This window comes from Trichocoleus sp. FACHB-591, from assembly GCF_014695845.1.
In the GTDB taxonomy this organism is placed as follows: Bacteria; Cyanobacteriota; Cyanobacteriia; order FACHB-46; family FACHB-46; genus Trichocoleus.
The window spans coordinates 1-19047 of sequence record NZ_JACJPA010000107.1; the positions used below are offsets into that span (position 1 = coordinate 1).

General features: G+C 49.3%; 15 protein-coding genes and 1 tRNA gene. 6 read left to right on the forward strand and 10 right to left on the reverse strand.

Features of this window, described 5'->3' with window-relative positions; all coding sequences use genetic code 11:
* Nucleotides 1-135 precede the first annotated feature (135 nt).
* From H6F90_RS21920 to H6F90_RS21930, 3 genes are read right to left on the reverse strand one after another with little or no spacing between them, the layout of a single operon-like run.
* A complete protein-coding gene (locus tag H6F90_RS21920) occupies nucleotides 136-618 on the reverse strand; it encodes a hypothetical protein (protein ID WP_190554308.1) in 483 nt (160 codons plus the stop codon).
* A complete protein-coding gene (locus H6F90_RS21925) occupies nucleotides 602-1012 on the reverse strand; it encodes a hypothetical protein (protein ID WP_190554309.1) in 411 nt (136 codons plus the stop codon). The genes H6F90_RS21920 and H6F90_RS21925 overlap by 17 nt, the downstream gene beginning before the upstream one ends.
* Nucleotides 1005-1154, reverse strand: a complete 150-nt coding sequence (locus tag H6F90_RS21930) for a hypothetical protein (RefSeq protein ID WP_190554310.1) — start codon at nucleotides 1152-1154, stop codon at nucleotides 1005-1007. Before H6F90_RS21930 ends, H6F90_RS21925 begins: the two co-directional genes overlap by 8 nt.
* A gap of 92 nt (nucleotides 1155-1246) precedes the next feature.
* Here H6F90_RS21930 and H6F90_RS21935 point away from each other — a divergent pair, with 92 nt between their 5' ends.
* Nucleotides 1247-1399 carry a hypothetical protein gene (locus H6F90_RS21935; RefSeq protein ID WP_190554311.1) on the forward strand — a complete coding sequence of 51 codons (153 nt, stop codon included), beginning with the start codon at nucleotides 1247-1249 and terminating at the stop codon, nucleotides 1397-1399.
* 62 nt (nucleotides 1400-1461) lie between these two features.
* Here the strand turns inward: H6F90_RS21935 and H6F90_RS21940 are convergent, their stop codons facing one another.
* The 5 genes from H6F90_RS21940 to xerC form a co-directional block, all read right to left on the reverse strand.
* Complete coding sequence (locus tag H6F90_RS21940; RefSeq protein ID WP_190554312.1) at nucleotides 1462-2067, reverse strand: hypothetical protein; 606 nt, start codon at nucleotides 2065-2067, stop codon at nucleotides 1462-1464.
* Between the two features lie 327 nt (nucleotides 2068-2394).
* Nucleotides 2395-3768, reverse strand: coding sequence for a virulence-associated E family protein (locus H6F90_RS21945; protein ID WP_190554313.1), 1374 nt, complete (start codon nucleotides 3766-3768; stop codon nucleotides 2395-2397).
* An 81-nt stretch (nucleotides 3769-3849) separates the two neighbouring features.
* Entirely contained in the window at nucleotides 3850-4053 is a 204-nt protein-coding gene (locus H6F90_RS21950) for a hypothetical protein (RefSeq protein WP_190554314.1), read from the reverse strand.
* 638 nt (nucleotides 4054-4691) lie between these two features.
* Entirely contained in the window at nucleotides 4692-5306 is a 615-nt protein-coding gene (locus H6F90_RS21955; protein WP_190554315.1) for a hypothetical protein, read from the reverse strand.
* A gap of 328 nt (nucleotides 5307-5634) precedes the next feature.
* Nucleotides 5635-6729 carry a tyrosine recombinase XerC gene (xerC, locus tag H6F90_RS21960; RefSeq protein ID WP_190554316.1) on the reverse strand — a complete coding sequence of 365 codons (1095 nt, stop codon included), beginning with the start codon at nucleotides 6727-6729 and terminating at the stop codon, nucleotides 5635-5637.
* Nucleotides 6730-6780: 51 nt separating this feature from the next.
* Between xerC and H6F90_RS21965 the strand changes: the two genes are divergently transcribed.
* Nucleotides 6781-6854: transfer RNA gene (locus tag H6F90_RS21965), tRNA-Val, on the forward strand.
* A gap of 10 nt (nucleotides 6855-6864) precedes the next feature.
* On the opposite strand, the gene H6F90_RS21970 is transcribed toward H6F90_RS21965, so the two are convergent.
* Complete coding sequence (locus H6F90_RS21970; protein ID WP_199296097.1) at nucleotides 6865-11175, reverse strand: ATP-binding protein; 4311 nt, start codon at nucleotides 11173-11175, stop codon at nucleotides 6865-6867.
* Between the two features lie 379 nt (nucleotides 11176-11554).
* Between H6F90_RS21970 and H6F90_RS21975 the strand changes: the two genes are divergently transcribed.
* The 4 genes from H6F90_RS21975 (at nucleotide 11555) to H6F90_RS21990 (ending at nucleotide 16636) form a co-directional block, all read left to right on the forward strand.
* On the forward strand, nucleotides 11555-12496 hold the full coding sequence (locus H6F90_RS21975) for a tetratricopeptide repeat protein (RefSeq protein ID WP_190554317.1): 942 nt from the start codon (nucleotides 11555-11557) through the stop codon (nucleotides 12494-12496).
* 143 nt (nucleotides 12497-12639) lie between these two features.
* The gene (locus H6F90_RS21980) at nucleotides 12640-14385 is read left to right on the forward strand and encodes an ABC transporter ATP-binding protein/permease (RefSeq protein ID WP_190554318.1); all 1746 of its coding nucleotides are present in this window, start codon (nucleotides 12640-12642) and stop codon (nucleotides 14383-14385) included.
* 34 nt (nucleotides 14386-14419) lie between these two features.
* Nucleotides 14420-15391, forward strand: coding sequence for a 50S ribosomal protein L11 methyltransferase (locus tag H6F90_RS21985; RefSeq protein WP_190554319.1), 972 nt, complete (start codon nucleotides 14420-14422; stop codon nucleotides 15389-15391).
* Nucleotides 15392-15466: 75 nt separating this feature from the next.
* A complete protein-coding gene (locus H6F90_RS21990) occupies nucleotides 15467-16636 on the forward strand; it encodes an AGE family epimerase/isomerase (protein WP_190554320.1) in 1170 nt (389 codons plus the stop codon).
* On the opposite strand, the gene H6F90_RS21995 is transcribed toward H6F90_RS21990, so the two are convergent.
* Nucleotides 16629-18818 carry an ATP-binding protein gene (locus H6F90_RS21995; RefSeq protein WP_190554321.1) on the reverse strand — a complete coding sequence of 730 codons (2190 nt, stop codon included), beginning with the start codon at nucleotides 18816-18818 and terminating at the stop codon, nucleotides 16629-16631. The genes H6F90_RS21990 and H6F90_RS21995 overlap by 8 nt on opposite strands.
* Nucleotides 18819-19047: the final 229 nt, after the last annotated feature.

Consider the following 19047-nt stretch of genomic DNA (forward strand, 5'->3'; position numbering starts at 1 on the left):
CTCTCTAACAAAGCCTCAAACTCTTTGGGGGTGAGCCCGGTTAAACTACACAAGGTCTGCGGTTTGGTTCGTAGTTCCGCATATGTCATTTTCATCTACCGACCTCATTCCAGGTGCACGGTATAATTCTAAGTCCTAATTTCCGATAAGGTTTACTGAATAAATAAGCAGCTTTGGCCTAGCCCCTGCTGAGTGTAGACTATCCACCCATCGCTCAAGCTGGGTTAGCACTGGGAACAAACCCACGGGCTTCCTAGCAGCACAGGTTAAACTTTCTAACTGCTCTAGCAACCCCCTTAAATCCTTAAGCTCATCTCTAGCGATCGCTCCGCTCTCTGGCTCGATAAGACGCTCCACTATCACAGCGTCCCTAGCTAGGTTGACGGGGGCATCTGACCCATCCTCCCAGGTCTCAATAGAGAGCCCATTGACCGTGCCTAGCTCTGGCTCTAAGACTTGTGCCAACCTAGCCCTAACAGAGCCTACACGGGACAGCAGAGTTTTATTTGCTGTTCTCCCTAGAGCTAGCCCATTCGATAGTTTCTTGGGTTTATATCGGTCTTCTAGCTTGGCTAGGACAGCATCCAGAGTGTCTAGTGGGTTAGTCTCTGGCATCATATTCAACCTCTGACAACATACGAAAAGCCCGTTCTAGAACCTCTGACAGCGATCGCTCTGCTCTAAGGCTATCAGCCCCATTACAGAAGCTACGGAGCCGATCGGCTTGCTCTAAGGTCGCTTGTACAGCTCGATACAAAGCCTCTGAACTGGATAGCCCCGGCTCTGACAAATAGGGCGTAGGGGCATCCTCTAACATTTTTGAGCCTTTTAAGGGCTGCTTCTGCCTAGCGTGGCGTTTATGGTTTTCCACCATAGAGCTAGTGATATGACCCGCCCCTTGAGCCTCTAGCCAGCCTAGAAGCTCTCTAGTTGTAACCCCCGCTGTTATCTGCTGATCCGCTGTGGTTAGCAAGTCAGCCTCTAAGCAGCAAACCGCACATTTCCTAGCCATTGGAGACAGTCTCCTTATAAGCTAGGACGGCCCTGCGAACGATCGCTGATGCCGTTGTCTGTTCTTTGTCTGCTAGCTGGGTTAACCACAGGAGAGTTTCAGGGTGCATCCTGACCTGTAGCGGTTGTGAGAGGTTAGCCATAAGATCTCCAAGGGGTCTACACAACTAAACTGGACGACAAACCAAACCACATCACTACAAGTTAAAGATATAGACCCCTATGGGAGATCCATATGATTTATTCCAACTCTAAGGAAATGCCCCAACCTAAAGAGCTATCCTCAGATCTTACGCTTGAGGATAAGGCCAAACAACAGCAGTGTGTAGAACTTATTAAGAAGCTAAACAGAAAACAGTTAGAAGCCCTTGCCCAAGCTTTGTTGTAAATAGCCTTAGGTTAACCATAGAAGCAACCCCTAGGATATCCTCCCGGGGGTTTCTTTTTGCTCTACGCTAGCTCTTTTAAGCCGTCAGCATAGCTATCCTTAATGGCATCAATCCAAGCATCTACAGGCGATAGCAAATGTCTTGGCACAGCATAAGCCATCACGTCTTCTTGGTCTTTAACCCTCAGCCATTCTGAAGCCTCCGGTGCAACCCAGATCTCCTTAGTCTCTTGGTCGATGAGAAGCAAAGCAGCCACACGGAACTGCTTAAGATCCCACTTAGGGCAGCAACCAACCCAGATCTGATGCTTCCTAAATGCTGCTGGGGTCAAGGCTTTGACCTCTACAGACAACCTCCGGGTTTTGCCAACCTTGACTAGGAGATCCCGCTGATAGGGTCTAAGCAGCCTAGGATCGAAGTGCCGAGACCTCAGACCTCCTGAGAGAGGATCATCAACAATGGGACATTTGCCACGCTCCCTATATTGCTTATGGTCAGTCGATAGGATAAAGTGTTGCTGAGGCTGATAGGTGGGCAACCCTTTGGACGTTAAGATCCGGGCTGCGTAGGCTTCATAATCTTGACCCAAAGCCAGATCATAAGCGTTGGGGTCTGTGGTCTGTCTTAGAGTTTGTTGTGTCTCTAATGGCAATGTTAGAGTGGGCATTGAACGATCCTTGGTTTGTATTTATCCCCCGGAAGGCTGCAACCATCTGGGGCTCGTCTTAGAGAGGGTTGAGACACTTAGAGCTAGAAGCTGTCTAACTCGCTCCTGAAGTGCTTATTGGTGTCCACTAAAAACCGCGTGTAGGACAAGGAAGATTAGGGAAAGACAGGTGAAATAGTTCACTACATCCCAGTGAGAGAGACCCACTTGATAGAGAGCCCATGCCATACATAGGACAGCCAGCACACCAAAAACGATAGATAGAAGCCTTAGCATCCTGAAGTCCATAAGTTGAGTTAGAGGGGCTGAGGAGCCCCAGTGTCGCGTCTAGCGTCCGAAGCGGATTTGGTCTAGCATGCGGATGTCAAAGGGAACTAGTTCATTGCTGTCCGCCTCAGGCTTGACGTAAAACCAACCGTTTAGCTGTTTGTTTCTGAACTGCTTCCGCTCATAACCTAGGTGCTGTATGGCTGCTGCCATATCACGCTGATGCTTTTTATGGTTTTCTGGCTTTATCCCTAGGAGATGGGTTAGGGCATCTGTGCCAGAGACAGCGATCGTCCCGTATTTTTCCTCTAGCTTCCGGATATCTTGCTCTAAGCTGTCGGCTAATGGGTTAGCGGCTTGGAAGGCTTGGTTAGCTGCTGCGGATAGCTCCTCTTCTGTCGCAGTTAGCCAGTGCTGCTCATCAGAGATATACAGATGATAAGCAACTGCCCAGATGCGATCGCGGTTCTTTTTGACCCATTCAACTGGGATCTGATAAGAACCCGCATCAATGACCCAGAAACGACGGGAGCCCGTAGCATCATTTAGAAAGGCTGTTTCGTTAGTCGTTCCGGCAAAGACACTATGCCGAGGTCTAGCGATCGGGGAGTTGATATAGAGATCTCTGTAGTTGTCATGAGTCTCAGTCAGAAACGCTTTGAGCGCTGAGATATCCTTAGCTCTGAAGGTGGCCTCAAGCTCTCCTAGTTCACAACCCCAAGCTTGCTGCATCACCCGCTGCTGCTCTGTAGGGTTTTGATGGCTGTGTAGTGTCCGGAAGTGAGCACCGAATAGAGCTGCTAGCATTGAGGTCTTTCCGATGCCTTGCTGCCCCCGGATGACTAAGGCTGTATCCATTTTGCAGCCGGGATCTACAGCCCTAGCTACGGCTCCGATTAGCCAACGGGAAAGCTTGACCTGTGCCATATGGTCAGAGGTGCCAAATAGCTGCTCCGCTAGGCTTTCCCATTCTGACCAGTCAGAAGGACTGAGCCTGGGAAGCTTCTCTAAATAGCGCTTAACGGGGTTGAAGGGATACAGCATCCCACTTAAACGGCGCTGTAACTGCTCAGGGGAGAGTTTGTTTAGCATCCCTAAGGCATCCTCTAAGGGATTGATCAGGTCTGCTACGCTAACGACTCGATTGCCGCGATCGTCTCGATAGAGATCTCCTGACCAAGCATCTTGGTCTAGTCGGCCTTTGTAGACGGCCTCGAAGACTTGCCAGAATGCATAGCCTTTATCGCTTGCTTGCTTGATGTAGCACTTGGCAGCATAACGAGCTTCTTTAACGGCTCTAGCGTCCTGGTTGTTGTAGTGACTGGAGCCGGGATGGTCAACTACACAGCTAACGAAGTCTAACCCAACAGAGCGGATAAGGGCTAAGGGGTTCTGGCTTTCAAAGATGTCGATCTGGAAATCTGAATCGTACATAATAGGGTTGGTTAATGTTTTCTTCTGTCTGGTCTGTTGACCCCGGTCTAGTTAGCGCTAGGTTGGGGTCTTGTTTTGGGTCTAGGCTTGGTTTGCCGCGATCGCTTTGATAGCTGCTTTAGCCTCGATAGCCGCTTGGGTTCTTGTCTCGACTTCATCAACGGCTTGAGAAAGCGTGATGATGTAACGTAAGGCACTTGATAGGTCGGGCAGACCCTCTCGTTGCTGCACAGTTTCTAGATAGGCGATCTGGTTTTGTGTGAAGCGGATAGTTTTCTTTTGCATCGGATGTGGCCTTTAGCGGACAGTGGGCTGACACCTCTAAAGTGGACGGATGTTTGGTTTGATCCTTGGTTTGATCAACTCTTACGGTGGAATGCGGGTTCCAGCGATCGAAGCCAAAGATTCATAGACTTAACTTTAGGTTTGGCGAGGCTCCAATAAGATAAACCGATAACGCAGCTATTAGACTTTTTAAATATTTAGCGGCTTCTCATAGAGTTTTCTCTATGTCTCAAGCAGAGGCTAACCGGGGTGCTCCAACCCTCACCAAGCTCCCCATCACTCCCCATGATCCTCACCAAGCTCTATAAGTTGATGGGGAGCGCCTTTTCCTTATATAGCAAGGGTTCTAGAGATCTTAACCATCATCACCATCAGAATAGCTATAACCTCTATAGATATTTAGTCTTTAACCACTTTTATCTAAAAATGATGGTGATGATGGGGAGGATTAGCTGAAAAGGTTTCTAGGTCTTGCTTTGAAGCTCCCCATCACCCCTTGATTTGATGGGGAGGATGATGGTGATGATGGGGAGGATGGGGAGTTGGACAAGCCCACTTTGGGTGCTATCTGGCAATATGCAGTTACAGAGCATTCAGGAACTAGTTCAGACACATCTGAGCAAGATGCTTTCTAGCTGCTATTCATTTTCGGGCTCACTCAGGAGTTCATAAGCCTCCTCAAGGGCTGAATAGTAGGCTTCATCAGGTGTCTCAGACGCATCAATGAAAGAGACATCATCAGCCTCATCAGGGGGTTCAGACCACTTGCTGACGCTAGGGTCACCCGTAAATGCTTTAGATTCATCAGCTAAGTTCTTAGTCTCCTGAACAGGCTGAAGGGGGTTCCCTGTATTAATGTTTTCCTTCAGGAGTCTTTTGAACTTCTCCCACAGTTGGACATATCTTTCGGCTAATACGTTGTCCCTCTCAATGAGAGCCCTAGTCTTAGCTAGTCGGTTTTGTGATTTTTCCTTTTCAACCGCGATCGCCTGTTTTGCTAGGAGGTTAATCTCCCTCCACTCTTTCTGTAACTCCAATAACTTGCGCTGCACTTTTTGAAGCGTTTCTAGCCTGTTATAAAACTTGAAAACTTTCGTGATCTCCTCATCCTTCAGCGCTGTAGGCAACGTAGATATTTGGCTTTCGAAAACTTTTGCGTAAAGAATGGGAAACGGCTTCAGCTCACTATCGGTTAAGCTTTTGTAACATAAGTCAAGCAACTCAAGGTTGTGTTGTATCTCAAGTTCAAGCATCTTACGAACTGATTCCCCTTGCTTCTTGGTTGCTGCATCTAGTTGCTTACGAGTTGCTCGTTGACTTAAGACGAAAGCGACCGTAGGGCCAATACATGCTCCCAGAAAAGCTCCTATGATGGGCGCAAACGGGGGATGAGCCAATAGATAGCCTTCAAAGACACTCCACAAGTGTTGAGGTGTGCTCATTAATGCTTCAATATTCAACAGCTTTAGCTCCTAGTTAATCGCTTGGAAAGGCACAGATGCTTGGCCTTAGCTAGACCCTCCTTTCCTGGCACAACGCAGCCCCTATCGTCAAGCTAACCATCTAAGCATTCCTAGCTATTCAGATCGGCATCTCTGGCAAGTCAGGTCTATTAACCATGTGCCCGTAAGTCTGCATCACCATCCTTGTGTCCTTATGACCAGCCAGATAAGCGACTCCCGTCATTGGGATGCCTTGTTCTATAGCGTGACTGATCAAGGTGTGCCTAATAGTGTGGATCTTCCTATAAGGCACTCCCGATTGCTTGAGCACCTTAACCCATAACCGCTCTCTGAAGTTCCCGGAGTCAATGACACAACCCCTAGCACTTGTGAAGACTAAGGCATCCGGGCTAGGGTTAGTGGGGCTAACAGACAACAGCAGCACCCTCAGGGGCTCATTCATGGGCAAGTGTCTAATGCTCCCAGTCTTGGTTGTTTTCCTGACTCGCTTATAACCATTCCCAGTCACGTCAATAGACAAGGACTCGCAGATCGTTATAGTCTGCCTGTCAAAGTCCACATGACCCCAAGTGAGCCCGATCGCTTCGGAGATTCTAACCCCAGTTAGAAACAGGAACTTAACGAAAGGCAGATAGTCAGGCGCGATCGCTTCAAAGCCCGTTAGGATAGCTGCTATCTCGCTAAATGTGAAAGGCTTAGTTTCCTTATGGCTATCATTCCGGAGCCTCAAGCGGGCGTAAGGGTTAACCTCCAACCAACCTTGACTAGCACCCCAGTTACAGCAAGCCCGTATAAGCTGCAAGCGATCGCGTAAGGTTCTTGGGCCTAGTTGAGTCCTTATCAGCCAGTCGGTCTCAGCTATGCCAGGGTTAGCCTTAACGATCATCCGTCTGACCCATTCATAATGGTTAGCCCTAGCGGTTGGGGATAGCTCGAGATTGCTAACCCAAGCGTCCCACAGATGCAACAGAGTGTTAGGCTTGGCTGCTGTAACTATAGGCTGAGGGGCCAATCTATAACGGTTTAGCGTAGGGTCAAAGTTGCCAGCTAGGATATCGTTCTGAATCTTTACAGCGATCGCCCTTGCCGTGGCTAGGTCTCGACTATTTGTGTAGTGAGCCCCCGGAATAGGGTTAAAGCTATGACGCTTGCCAGCAAAGGAAAACTTTAGCTGGATAGAGCCATTGTTATTGATCGGTCTAATCTCTCGCATTGTCTTAAGGTTGTCCTAACGTGTAAGCTAGAACAGCCGTAAGGCTTGCTAGGACGCATAGCTCAGTTGGTTAGAGCACTACGTTGACATCGTAGGGGTCACTGGTTCGAGTCCAGTTGTGTCCATCACTTATAATCACAGGCGATCGCCCTTTCCGAGCAATGTGACGATCGCCTTGACTAGCTCATCGGGTTCTACAGGTTTTGCCACATGCTGCTGAAAACCAGCGGCAAGAGCTTGTTTTTGGTCTATCTCTCCCGCATAGGCAGTGAGGGCGATCGCTTTGGGTATGGCTTTGCTGCATGCTGAATGCTGATTGAGTTCTAGTGAGTTGCCTGAAGCAGAGGCGTCTGCAAAACGGGCTTTGATCTGGCGCATCAGCATATAACCATCCATGATGGGCATACCAATATCACTAATTAAGAGATCTGGTTGGAACTGCTCCAAAAGAGTCAAAGCCTCTAGTGCAGATGCTACTGAACTGACCTCGGCTCCATATTGCGTCAGAATAAACTCGACTAAATCCCGCATATCGGCTTCGTCGTCTACCACCAACACGCGTACTCCGCTCAGGTCAATGGTAGTGGTATCTGAGTTCTGAGGTTGTGAGGGTTCTGAAGCTAGCCTCTGGAGCGGAATTCTAACTGTAAAGGTAGATCCTAACCCTTCCCCAGGGCTTTCAACCTCAACAGTACCACCGTGCAACTCGCTCAGGTGACGAACGATCGCCAACCCTAATCCTAAGCCGCCAAATTTACGGGTAGTTGTTCCATCTTCCTGTCGAAAATACTCAAACACATGCGGCAGAAATGCTGAGTTGATGCCTTTTCCAGTATCTTTAACTTGAATCTGGGCCTGAGTGCCTGCTGGCTCTAATCGAACTTCTACCTGTCCACCTGCGGGAGTGAACTTGATGGCATTGGAGAGCAAGTTCCAGGCAATTTGTTGAATTCGAGCCGCATCTCCGGAGATCTGGGCGACATCAGCCGCAAACAGAGTTTGAATTTCAATTTGTTTGGCCTCCGACGCCAAACGTACGGTTTCGATCGCCGCTTGGATGACTGTGACTAGGTTAACTGGACTCACATTCAAAGTCATCTTGCCTTGTAGGATGCGGGAGACATCTAGCAGATCTTCGATCAACTGGGTTTGTAGTTTGGCGTTGCGCTCAATCGTTTCTAGCGCCCGCTGGGTTGTTTGCTCATCTAACTTGCCTTGTTGTAGCAGCTTTGACCAACCCAAAATAGGGTTGAGAGGCGATCGCAACTCATGGGATAAGACTGCTAGAAACTCATCTTTAATCCGGTTAGCACGTTCAGCCTCCGCTCTGGCCGCTTGCTCAAGTTGCAGAAGATGGTAGCTTTGCGCCGCATATCGCTCCCGCTCCGCTTCTACTTGTTTGCGATCCGAAATGTCTATAACTGAACCGATATATCCTTTAAATTCACCTTCCGCCCCATGCCAGGGAGCCGCTGCATCCAGCATCCAGTAATACTCACCATCGTGACGCCGCAAACGATACTCTACGCGAAACGGTTCACCACGCTGACTAGATTTTATAAAATTATCCTTAGCGTCGCTGCGGTCATCTGGATGGACAGCATCCAACCAGCCCAAACCCAAACCACTTATCTCACTCTGACCGGAGAATTCGTACCAGCTTTGGCTCAGGTAAGTACATTGGCCTGCTGAATTAGTTACCCAGATCATGACGGGGGCGTTGTCTGCCATGTGGCGGAATCGCTCCTCGCTTTCCAATAGCGCTGTTTCTACTTGCTTGCGATCGCTAATGTCAGTCACAAAAATAGTGACACCTTCGGCAAAAGGATAAATCCGGTTCTCGAACCAACGCTGATAGGGTGGATAAAAAACCTCAAATCGAACCACTGTTTGTTCAGCAACTGCCCGACACACCTCAGTTCCGAATAGACTGTTGACCATGTCGGGAAACACATCCCAAACACGCTGGCCTAGCAACTCTTCCTTACGCTTACCCGTCACTCGCAGGACTTGTTCATTGATGAAGCTGTAGCGCCACTCCCGGTCCAGCACAATAAACTGATCGTTAATGCCTGCCAAAACACTCTCTAAACGAACTCTAACTGCCTCCGCTTCAGCCCGTAGACCTTGCTCTCGCTGGGTGGCTTCTTGCCGCAATCGCGCTAGCTTTAAGGTCGCTTCCACTCGTGCCAGCAGTTCCCGAGCTGAGAATGGTTTAATCAAGTAGTCATCAGCTCCAGCTTCCAACCCCTCGACACGAGACTCTTCGCCCGCGCGAGCTGATAGCAGGATAATGGGGATATCTTGAGTCTGAGGATCGGAACGAAGCGATCGCAATAAGGCAAAGCCATCGAGCCCTGGCATCATGACATCTGTTAACACTAAGTCAGGCGGGTGGTGATGAATCGCAGCGAGGGCAGCAAGACCATCTGTAACGGTTTCTACTGTATATCGCTGACTTAAGAGCCGTTTCACATAATCGCGCATGTCGGCGTTGTCATCAGCCAAGAGGATACGAGCCGCAGGCTGAGGAAGTAAAGATGAAGAATTTAACGATAAATTCGCTCCCACGTTGATCCTTTTGTTGATCTCCTGAGGCGTTGTTTCACTAACATAAACATCCTTTTCAGGTAGCCAGCGCAAGGCTTCTGCCACAAAGGAGGCCGAGCCTACCGCTGTTGTAGATGATGTGCGAGTATCACTAATGCGCTCTGGCGGGAGATGAGCAGCTCCGGTGGGAATCGAGACGGTGAAGCAGGTGCCTTGCCCCTCTATACTTTCTACAGCGATCGCGCCTCCATGCAGCTTAACTAATTCTTGAACCAAGGAGAGACCAATCCCTGATCCCTCAAAACTACGTCCTTGGGCTCCCTTGACTCGATGAAACCGCTCGAACAAATGGGGAATTTCAGTGGCTGGGATACCAATACCAGTATCTCGAATTGCTAACTCAACGTGATCTTGCATCCACTGCAAGCGAGCTGAAATTTCGCCGTTAAAGGTGAACTTAAAGGCATTGGAGAGTAGGTTAAGCACTATCTTTTCCCACATCTCTCGGTCTACATAAATAGCCTCAGGTAAGCGTTGGCAATCTACAACCAGGTGTAAATCAGCCCGCTCGATTGCAGAGCGAAAAACACTGGCTAGTTCTGTCGTCAAAGCTGCCAAATCAGTAGGTTCATATAAGGCTTGAACTCGCCCTGCCTCAATTCGGGAAAAGTCTAACAGTGTATTGACTAGCTTCAGCAACCGCAGTCCATTGCGCTGTACCGTCTCAATCCGCTCTCTCTGATTAGGCGGTAGGGGTTCGGTCTGGTCAGCCAGGGCATCGTCAGTAGGACCCAGCATTAAAGTTAGAGGGGTACGGAATTCGTGGCTGACATTGCTGAAAAAGACAGTTTTAGCGCGATCGAGTTCTGCCAAAGCTTCTGCTCGTTTCCGCTCTTCCTCGTAAGCTTGGGCATTAGCAATACTAGCGGCGATCTGCGCTGCTACCAGATCAAGAAATCCCTTATAGTTATCGTCCAACAGCCGGAACGGATTGAGACCCGCTACTAAGATACCCGCCTTACCAGTCTGTCCAGATGGGGAGATCGGCAGTGCGACTGCCTGATGGGGTAAGCGATCCCAAGATCCTGTGGGCAGGTCGTCAAAACGTTTCTCTAGGTCAGTGACTAAACAAAATTGACGGGTTTCGAGCACTTCTGCAAAGCACCAAGCGCCATCATCCAGAGAGATTATTTCAGGAGCGATCGCGTGACCCCGATCAATGCCACTAGTTCCCGCCAGAAACAGGTGCCGCTGATCTGGATCAACCAGATAAATCATGGCGAAAGGGAGATCGTAAAGATAGGTTTCTAGACAGGCAGCACTTAGGGTGCAAGCTTCATCAAACGTTCGGGCATCGGCGGTTCTAGCGGCCAGTTCCCGTAGTAGCGACAACTGCCGTTCACCAATGATGCGCTGCGTATCGTCTGTGTTGGCACAAAGGATGCCGCCTGTCCCACCCTCGTCATCCGGTACGGGGCTATAGGAGAATGTGTAGTAGGTTTCCTCCGGGTAGCCGTTGCGTTCCATGATCAGCAGCAGTGCTTCGTCATAGGTGCCTTCATTTTTACGCATTACCGAGGCCGCACGGGGACCGACTTGGTTCCAAATCTCTCGCCAGACGACTGAAGCGGGCTGGCCTAAAACTCCTGGATGTTTACCGCCAAGAATAGCTTTGTAGGCGTCGTTGTAAAGGTTAATTAGCTCCTCGCCCCACCAGACAAACATCGGCTGTTGCGAGGTCAGCATGATGCGTACAGCAGTTTTGAGGCTCTGCGACCACTGCTCCACGGGGCCTAGCGATGTTTGCGACCAGTCTCGCGATCGCATCAGCGCCCCCATTTCACCCCCACCCGCGAGAATGGCTTCTCGGATAGCTGCCTCTCGTTCTGCATTCACAGTTGTCACTCTACCTCTGAAACATATCCGGACGAAGGTGGCGCACTAGGGTGCCGATAGTTAGTTGTTCTATCCCAACCATTGCTGACCGATGGACAGAGTCATCACTATTGATAAGTCCTTATCTCTGACTCTTAGGGATCAGACAGAAAATCTTCATCCTCCAAGAGGTAGACTTAGATTAACCTGAGTTCACATTTCTATAAAGAGTTGGTAATCTGACTCGGTATAAACTGCAACCCCGATTCTGAAAAGCATAAACTTAGCAAATCAAATTAGCGTGAAAGCTACTTTTTGTCGGCAATTTGTTACTTCAAGGTCAGCGATCGCACCGAGAATGTTTCAGAAATTTAAGTGTAGCTCGTTGAAGTCTAACTGAATGGCTAATTGGGGCGCTGAGAGCTTGGAGTTGAGCAAAGAAATGGCGAGACAAACGTTTACCGGACTGGAGAGCCAAGATTTCAGGGATTGGGAAGCTACGCCGACCTTAGCCAATTCCGACTGGAGTGTCGTTGTATTCATCCTCGGTCTCAGCCTAGGTTGGCACTTGGCTGGCTACCGTCGTCGTGCTGCTGCCGATCCGCCCGCAACTGGTGACACAGCCAACCCAGAGGCTGAACCAGATTTGGAACCCCAAGATTTAACCGAGCTGCCTTTTACTCAAGCGATCCAGTGGTTAGCTTATGGCAAAGACTTAGAACAAGCAGATCAATATGAGACAGCGATCGCTGTCTATGCAGAAGGATTGAAGCGTTTTCCTCGCAACTTCCGCCTCTGGCACGAACAAGGATTAGCGTTAGCCAAGCTACAACGATTTGAGGAAGCGATCGCCAGCTACGACCGAGCTTATGAGCTGCGACCCCGTGATCCAAGTTTGGCTCATGAACGTGGAGACACATTATTGCAGCTAGAGCGCTACGAGGAAGCGATTACTGCCTTTGATATCTATTTGAAATACACACCGGATAGTGAGCACATTCGCTCGGATCGAGGTTATGCACTCTATCAACTTGGATGCTACGAAGAAGCGCTGCAATGGCTTAACCCGATTGTGCAAAGCCAGTCAAGCGATCGCTATTCGGTGCGGCACGCTCATTTCTATCAAATTAACTGTTTATGGCAGTTGGGTGAACTAGAAACGGCTCTAAAGTCGTGCCGAGAAGCCATGAGACAATATCCTGATTCATGTTTTAAAGAACAGCAAGAAGCTCTGAGACAACGGATTGCTGACCTGACCAGTGACGCTGAGCCATCTAAGCCGACCCCAGAACCAACATTAGAATCAGCGGCAGCGGTATCAACTAGTTCTGAAAACACTTGAAGTTGCATCTGGTCGGCCTCTGCGCTGATCAAGTTGGGATTGCTATAGGATCGACTATTGGGCAGATTCCAACCTGCTTGAGACCGGTTTAGCCTTTGAAGGGTTTGCCCCGTTCGCAAAGCAATTCCAAGGAAAATAAGCAGATGGATCGATTGAACTTCAAAGTGTTTCAGCAGTTTTGGGCGATCGCCAAATCCTACTGGTTCGGGGATGAGAAATGGCAAGCTAGAGGCTTATTGCTGGGAGTGGTGCTGTTTTTGCTGGCCTATACGGGGCTGAGCGTAGTGCTCAACAACAAGCGAGGCGTGCTGATCTCCGCGCTTTCGGCTCGGGATGAACCTCGGTTTTGGCAAACAGTCACTATCTTTATTGCCGTCTTGGTCCTGTATGCCCCTCTGCTGGCAGGTTACCGATATTTGCGCGATCGCCTGAGTTTGCAATGGCGGCGTTGGCTGACCAATCGCTTTCTCGAAAATTACTTTAGCAATCGGGCCTACTACCATCTCAATACCTCCAACACAGAGATTGACAACCCAGACCAGCGGATTGCTGAAGATGTTCGCAGCTTTACCCAAGAATCTCTCACCTTTTTGTTGGTGTTAGTGGAGTCGGTGTTGTCGGTGATTGCCTTTAGTGGCGTGCTTTGGGGAATTTCTCAACCTTTGGTTTTTTTCCTGGTGCTTTATGCTCTAGTTGGCACGATCGTCACAACGGTTGTGTTTGGTAAACCATTGGTACGACTCAACTTTGAGCAACTCAAAAAAGAAGCTGACTTTCGCTTTAGTTTGGTGCGAATTCGGGAGAATGCTGAAGCGATCGCCTTTTATCGAGGTGAGGAACGCGAGTCGCAGCAGATTCAACACCGATTCCTAGAGGTATTCGACAACGTCAAGCGGCTGCTGCTTTGGGAATTGAATCTGAATGTGTTGACCAACGCCTATGAATTTATCCCTTTCGTACTGCCAGCTTTAGTTGTAGCGCCAGCGATCTTTGCGGGGGAGATGGAGGTAGGCAAAGTCACTGAAGCCCAGGGAGCCTTTGTGCGGGTCTTTTTCTCGCTGAATGTGGTAGTGGCTCGCTTCCAAGCTCTGACGACATTTGGAGCTGGCATCAATCGTTTGTATACCTTTGCTGAGTTTCTAGAAAAGCCAGAAAACAACCAAACTACTGATGCTCCTGACTCGCTGACTGAAGCAACCATTCAAACCGTTGCTGCCGATCGCGTCGCGGTAGAACATCTCACCTTAGAAACGCCCAACCACCAACGCACGCTGATCGAAAACTTATCCGTTGAGTTACAGGCTGGGCAAGGGCTGTTGGTAATGGGGCCGAGTGGTTGCGGTAAGAGTTCCTTACTACGCGCGATCGCTGGGTTATGGAATACGGGTCGTGGTACCATCTTGCGCCCCGAACCAGATCAGATTCTGTTTTTACCCCAACGTCCCTATATGGTAATGGGGACTCTACGGGACCAACTGCTCTATCCCAACACGCATATTCAGGTGGATGACCAACACTTAAAGCAAGTGCTGCAACAGGTGAATTTAGCAGATCTAGATGAACGCTTTGGTGGTTTTGAGGCTGAACGAGACTGGGCGGAAGTCTTATCGTTAGGAGAACAACAGCGTCTCACTTTTGCCCGCCTACTGGTCAACCAACCGAAGTACGCCATCTTGGATGAGGCGACGAGTGCTTTGGATCTCGACAACGAGGAAAAACTCTATCAACATCTACAAGCGATCGGTACTACTTTCTTGAGCGTGGGTCATCGCCCGAACCTAGCGAATCATCATCAGCAGGTATTGCAGCTCTCCCAAGACAAAACCTGGCAGATCCGGCAACCTTTGGTCTTCCGTCAAGAACAACTGGAGTTGATCGAGCTACCTTGAGCCGCGCTAGAATGACCTCTTTAGGCAAGTAAGTATGTCGTGGATCGAATTGAGCCTGGATACCACACCAGAGGCGGTGGACTGGGTTCAGACGCTGCTAGCAGGAACTGACTATCAAGGAGAAATTCGAGTTACGGCTTACAGTGAATTAGATTCTCGCTGCCCCAGGGAGCCAGAAACTCCCCCTCATGACTGGGCATTCACGATTTGCTTATATCTCCCTTACGATATCCGGGTGCGCACTCGGATCGCTGAAATTGAGTCTGTGCTTTCTCCCTTACACCGCACCGGGCTAACCACAGAGCTACAAGCTGCGATCGTAGAAGAGAAGCCTGTTTTACCAGAGACGGTGAGTTCCCTAGTTCACCGCATCGGACAGCGCTTTGTGGTCTTGCCTGGGGATATACCTTACCAACCTGAAACAGCCCATGAACTTACCTTAAGGATACAGACAAGTCTGGCCTTCGGCAGCGGTTTTCATCCAGCCACTCGGCTGAGCCTTCTGTTACTAGAGCGTCATGTTAGGCCTGAAATGCGGGCGCTCGATTTAGGATCAGGCTCGGGGATTTTGAGTGTAGCGATCGCGAAGCTGGGGGCACAAGTCCTGGCTCTAGATAACGACAGGGTGGCTGTAGAGTCTACGCAAGATGCTGTGGAGCGTAATGGTGTGGCGCAACAAGTCAGGGTGATGGAAGGCAGTTTGGGGGGTGGCAGCGAGCTAGGGCATTGGATGGGGGGAGATATTAGCGATCAGGTGCCTACCGTGAAGGCGATCGCAGAGTTTGACTTAATCATGGCGAATATTTTAGCGCGGGTGCATGTTGCCCTCGCAGATGACTACCGCCAAGCCCTGCGACAGACTCAAGGCGCACGGTTGATTACGGCTGGCTTCACTACAGATCACGAAGCGGAAGTAACAGCGGCCCTCGCAGCAGCAGGCTTTACCATCATTGACTCAGAACGCTGTAACGAGTGGGTGGCCTTGGCTTATCAACTGCAAGCCTGAGCGATCGCCCCACCTCGATCAGCTAAGCGTAGGAGATAATAAACGCTGTTGGGTTAGAAGATAGAGGAAATGGTGATGGAGCACGATTTTAAGCAACTAGCTGAACTGTATAAAAACGCGCTCCTCAATGATGTCATTCCTTTTTGGGAACAGCACTCGCTCGATTGGGAGCAAGGCGGCTACTTCACCTGTCTCGATCGCACGGGTCAAGTCTATGACACCGACAAGTTTATCTGGTTGCAAAATCGCCAAGTCTGGATCTTCTCGATGCTGTATAACCAATTGGAACAGAGAGAGAACTGGCTGAAGATTGCCGCGCACGGAGCCAATTTTCTCGCGCAGCATGGTCGCGATGCTGAGGGAAATTGGTACTTCGCGATCGATCGCGCTGGCAACCCTTTAGTGCAGCCCTACAACATCTTCTCGGACTGCTTCGCAGCGATGGCCTTTAGCAAATATGCGTTGGCTTCCGGGGAAGAGAGTGCTAAGGAGATCGCACTACAGGCTTACAACAACGTGTTGCGCCGGAAGGAGAACCCCAAGGGCAAGTACAACAAAACCTATCCGGGTACTCGCCTGCTGAAGTCATTGGCAGTACCGATGATTTTAGCTAACCTCTCTTTGGAGATGGAATGGCTGTTGCCTCAGGAGAAACTGGAGCAAGTTCTGGAAGCTACAGTGCAGGAAGTAATGACCGACTTCCTAGACCGCGATCGCGGGTTAATGTACGAGAATGTGGCTCCTGATGGCTCCCATGTGGATTCTTTTGAGGGGCGGCTGATTAATCCAGGTCATGGGATTGAGGCGATGTGGTTCATCATGGATATTGCTAATCGGTGCCAAGATACTGCCACAATTCACCAGGCAGTGGATGTGGTGCTGAATATCCTTAACTTTGCTTGGGATACAGAATATGGCGGCCTGTATTACTTCATGGATGCCGAGGGCCACCCCCCGCAACAGCTAGAGTGGGACCAAAAACTCTGGTGGGTGCATGTGGAATCCTTGGTGGCGTTGGCAATGGGTTATCGCTTAACCGGGCGCGAGGATTGTTGGCAATGGTACCAAAAGCTGCACGATTACACCTGGTCACACTTTGCTGACCCGGAATATGGTGAGTGGTTTGGCTATCTCAATCGTCGTGGAGAAGTCCTATTGAATCTCAAAGGCGGCAAATGGAAAGGTTGCTTCCATGTTCCTAGAGCGCTCTACCTCTGCTGGCAACAGTTTGAGGCGCTCAGCTGAGTTGACTCGGAATGTGGAGCACAAACTGGGTTCCTTCACCAGGATAAGAGAGGCACTCTAGTTTGCCTCTATGTCTTTCTGTAATGATTTGGTAGCTGATTGACATCCCCATCCCGGTTCCTTTACCCACAGGTTTGGTGGTAAAAAAGGGATTAAAGATGCGGGCTTGAACATCTTTAGGGATGCCAGGGCCATTATCTGCGATCGCGATCTGTATCCACTTTTCATCCACCACCGCAGTTGAAATTTCGATTTGGCTGAGGTTATTGATCTCAGGCAGTTCTTCTAAAGCATCGATCGCATTCACCAAAATATTCATAAATACTTGGTTGAGTTGTCCAGCGTAACACTCGACTAGCGGCAAATCTCCATAGTTTTTGATGACTTCAATCTCTGGGCGATGCGAGTGAGCCTTGAGGCGGTGCTGCAAAATGAGCAAGGTACTGTCAATTCCCTCATGGATGTTCACTCGTTTAATCTCCGCTTCGTCCATGCGCGAGAAGTTGCGGAGAGAGAGCACAATTTGACGAATGCGATCGGTGCCGACCTGCATTGACGACAATATTTTAGGCAGGTCTGTTTGCAAAAACTCTAAATCAATTGCTTCAGCAGCGGTTTTGACTTCGGGGACAGGATGAGGATCATGCTGTTGGTAAAGTTGCAAGAATCCTAATAAATCTCGGATATATTTCTGGGCATAACCCAAGTTGCCATAAATGAAGTTAACTGGGTTATTAATTTCGTGGGCGATGCCAGCGACTAGTTGGCCTAGACTAGACATTTTTTCACTCTGAAGCATCTGAGCTTGGGTCCGCTGCAACTCAGTTAAAGCATTTTTGAGTTCTGTCGTGCGGTCTTCTACGCGATCTTCAAGTTCTTCATTGCTACTGGCTAGCGCCGTAAAGGATTCGCGTAGCTGTCCACTCATGTAATTGAAAGAATTCGCTAATGCGTTGATCTCCTGAATCCCACTCTCTTCTACAGTTTGATCTAAGTTGCCAGATGCCATGGCTTGACTGGCTCGGTTGAGTCTGGAGATGGGACGAGTAATCCACTGAGAAGTAAAGATACCCAGGATCGAAGCAACTCCCAGGGCTGCTAAACACAACCAAACTGTGGTGCGAGTGTTGGCATCAATTTGAGCCATAAATTCGCGTTCTGGCAGGCTTACCACAACCAGCCAATCTAGCCCGTAGGGATCGCGCCAAGGCGTGACTCGCACATAGTAGCGCTCTCCTTGTAAGTCAAGTTGTAGTTCTTGAGCTGTAGTAATGTTGGCAAAATTATTCAGGCGCTGTTGAAGCTGGATGGAAACGCCTTGAACAATAGAATTGGGACTGTTGATCGCTTTTAACCGCTGTGGCTTCTGGTTAACCAGCCTAGAGAGTGACTCTGTCCCGGAGCTAGCAACTAGTAGACCATTGCGTTCTAGAATAAAGACTTGTCCAGAATCACTGATGTCTAAATCGCGGAGAAAACTGCTGATTTGGCCTAGACGCTGCTCAACGGCGATCGCTCCAATGATCTTTTTATTCTTGTCATAAACTGGACTACTAATCGAAATCGCGAGAGGATTGGCGGCTTCGCTTTGCCAGGTATAGACTGAAGACCACAAGGGTTTCCCTGTCTGCATTACCTCAGTGTACCAACTCTCCTTTTGAAACGGATAGCCTGAATCTTTGTCGAGCAGTCTACCTCGATTTCCCTGTGCATCTGGCTCATAGATATGGAGGTTTTGATTGCCAAATTCGCTGGGGTTGATCCGCTCGGTAATTAGCTCGACTGGATAAGTCAACGGGCGGCCCACGTCCAAATATTTGCCATTGGTGGAGCCAAAAAGGATATAACCCACGTTGTAGAGCTTGGCTTGCTTCCAGAAAAAACGTCCTAACCCGTCTAGATCATTGGGGTTGATTAAGCCAGAGCTAATGGCGGTTGCGTTCAGTTCATTGAGCTTGCGGGTGCTAGATAGATAGTTTTCTAGGTGTTGATCAATCTGTTTGCCAACTTGACTCTCCAAGTTCAGCACCAATTCGTTGACTGCTCGCTGTCCATTCTTAAACGATAGATAGCCAACGATCGCGACTGCTCCAAAAACTTGTAAAACAAACGGCACAACCAGAACAAGTTGCAGTTTTTGTGCTGGGAATTTCCAAGTCTTACAGGAGCCTCGCTTTTTCATATAGTAGGCAATTAGGATTGATGGTCGTGCCTTTCACCCTAAGGTTTAAGCGATCGCAATGGATTGTGCAGTGGAAGAGCGAGTAGTAGTTTAGGAAATCGCAGGAATAGTAGCAAGGATAATAGCCTTAATTCCTGGAAAACGCACACCCATTCTCCACCACAATAGTATTCCCGCAAGGCCAGTGTAATTTATCTAACACATCCTGCCTAGAGTGAAAGAGCGATCG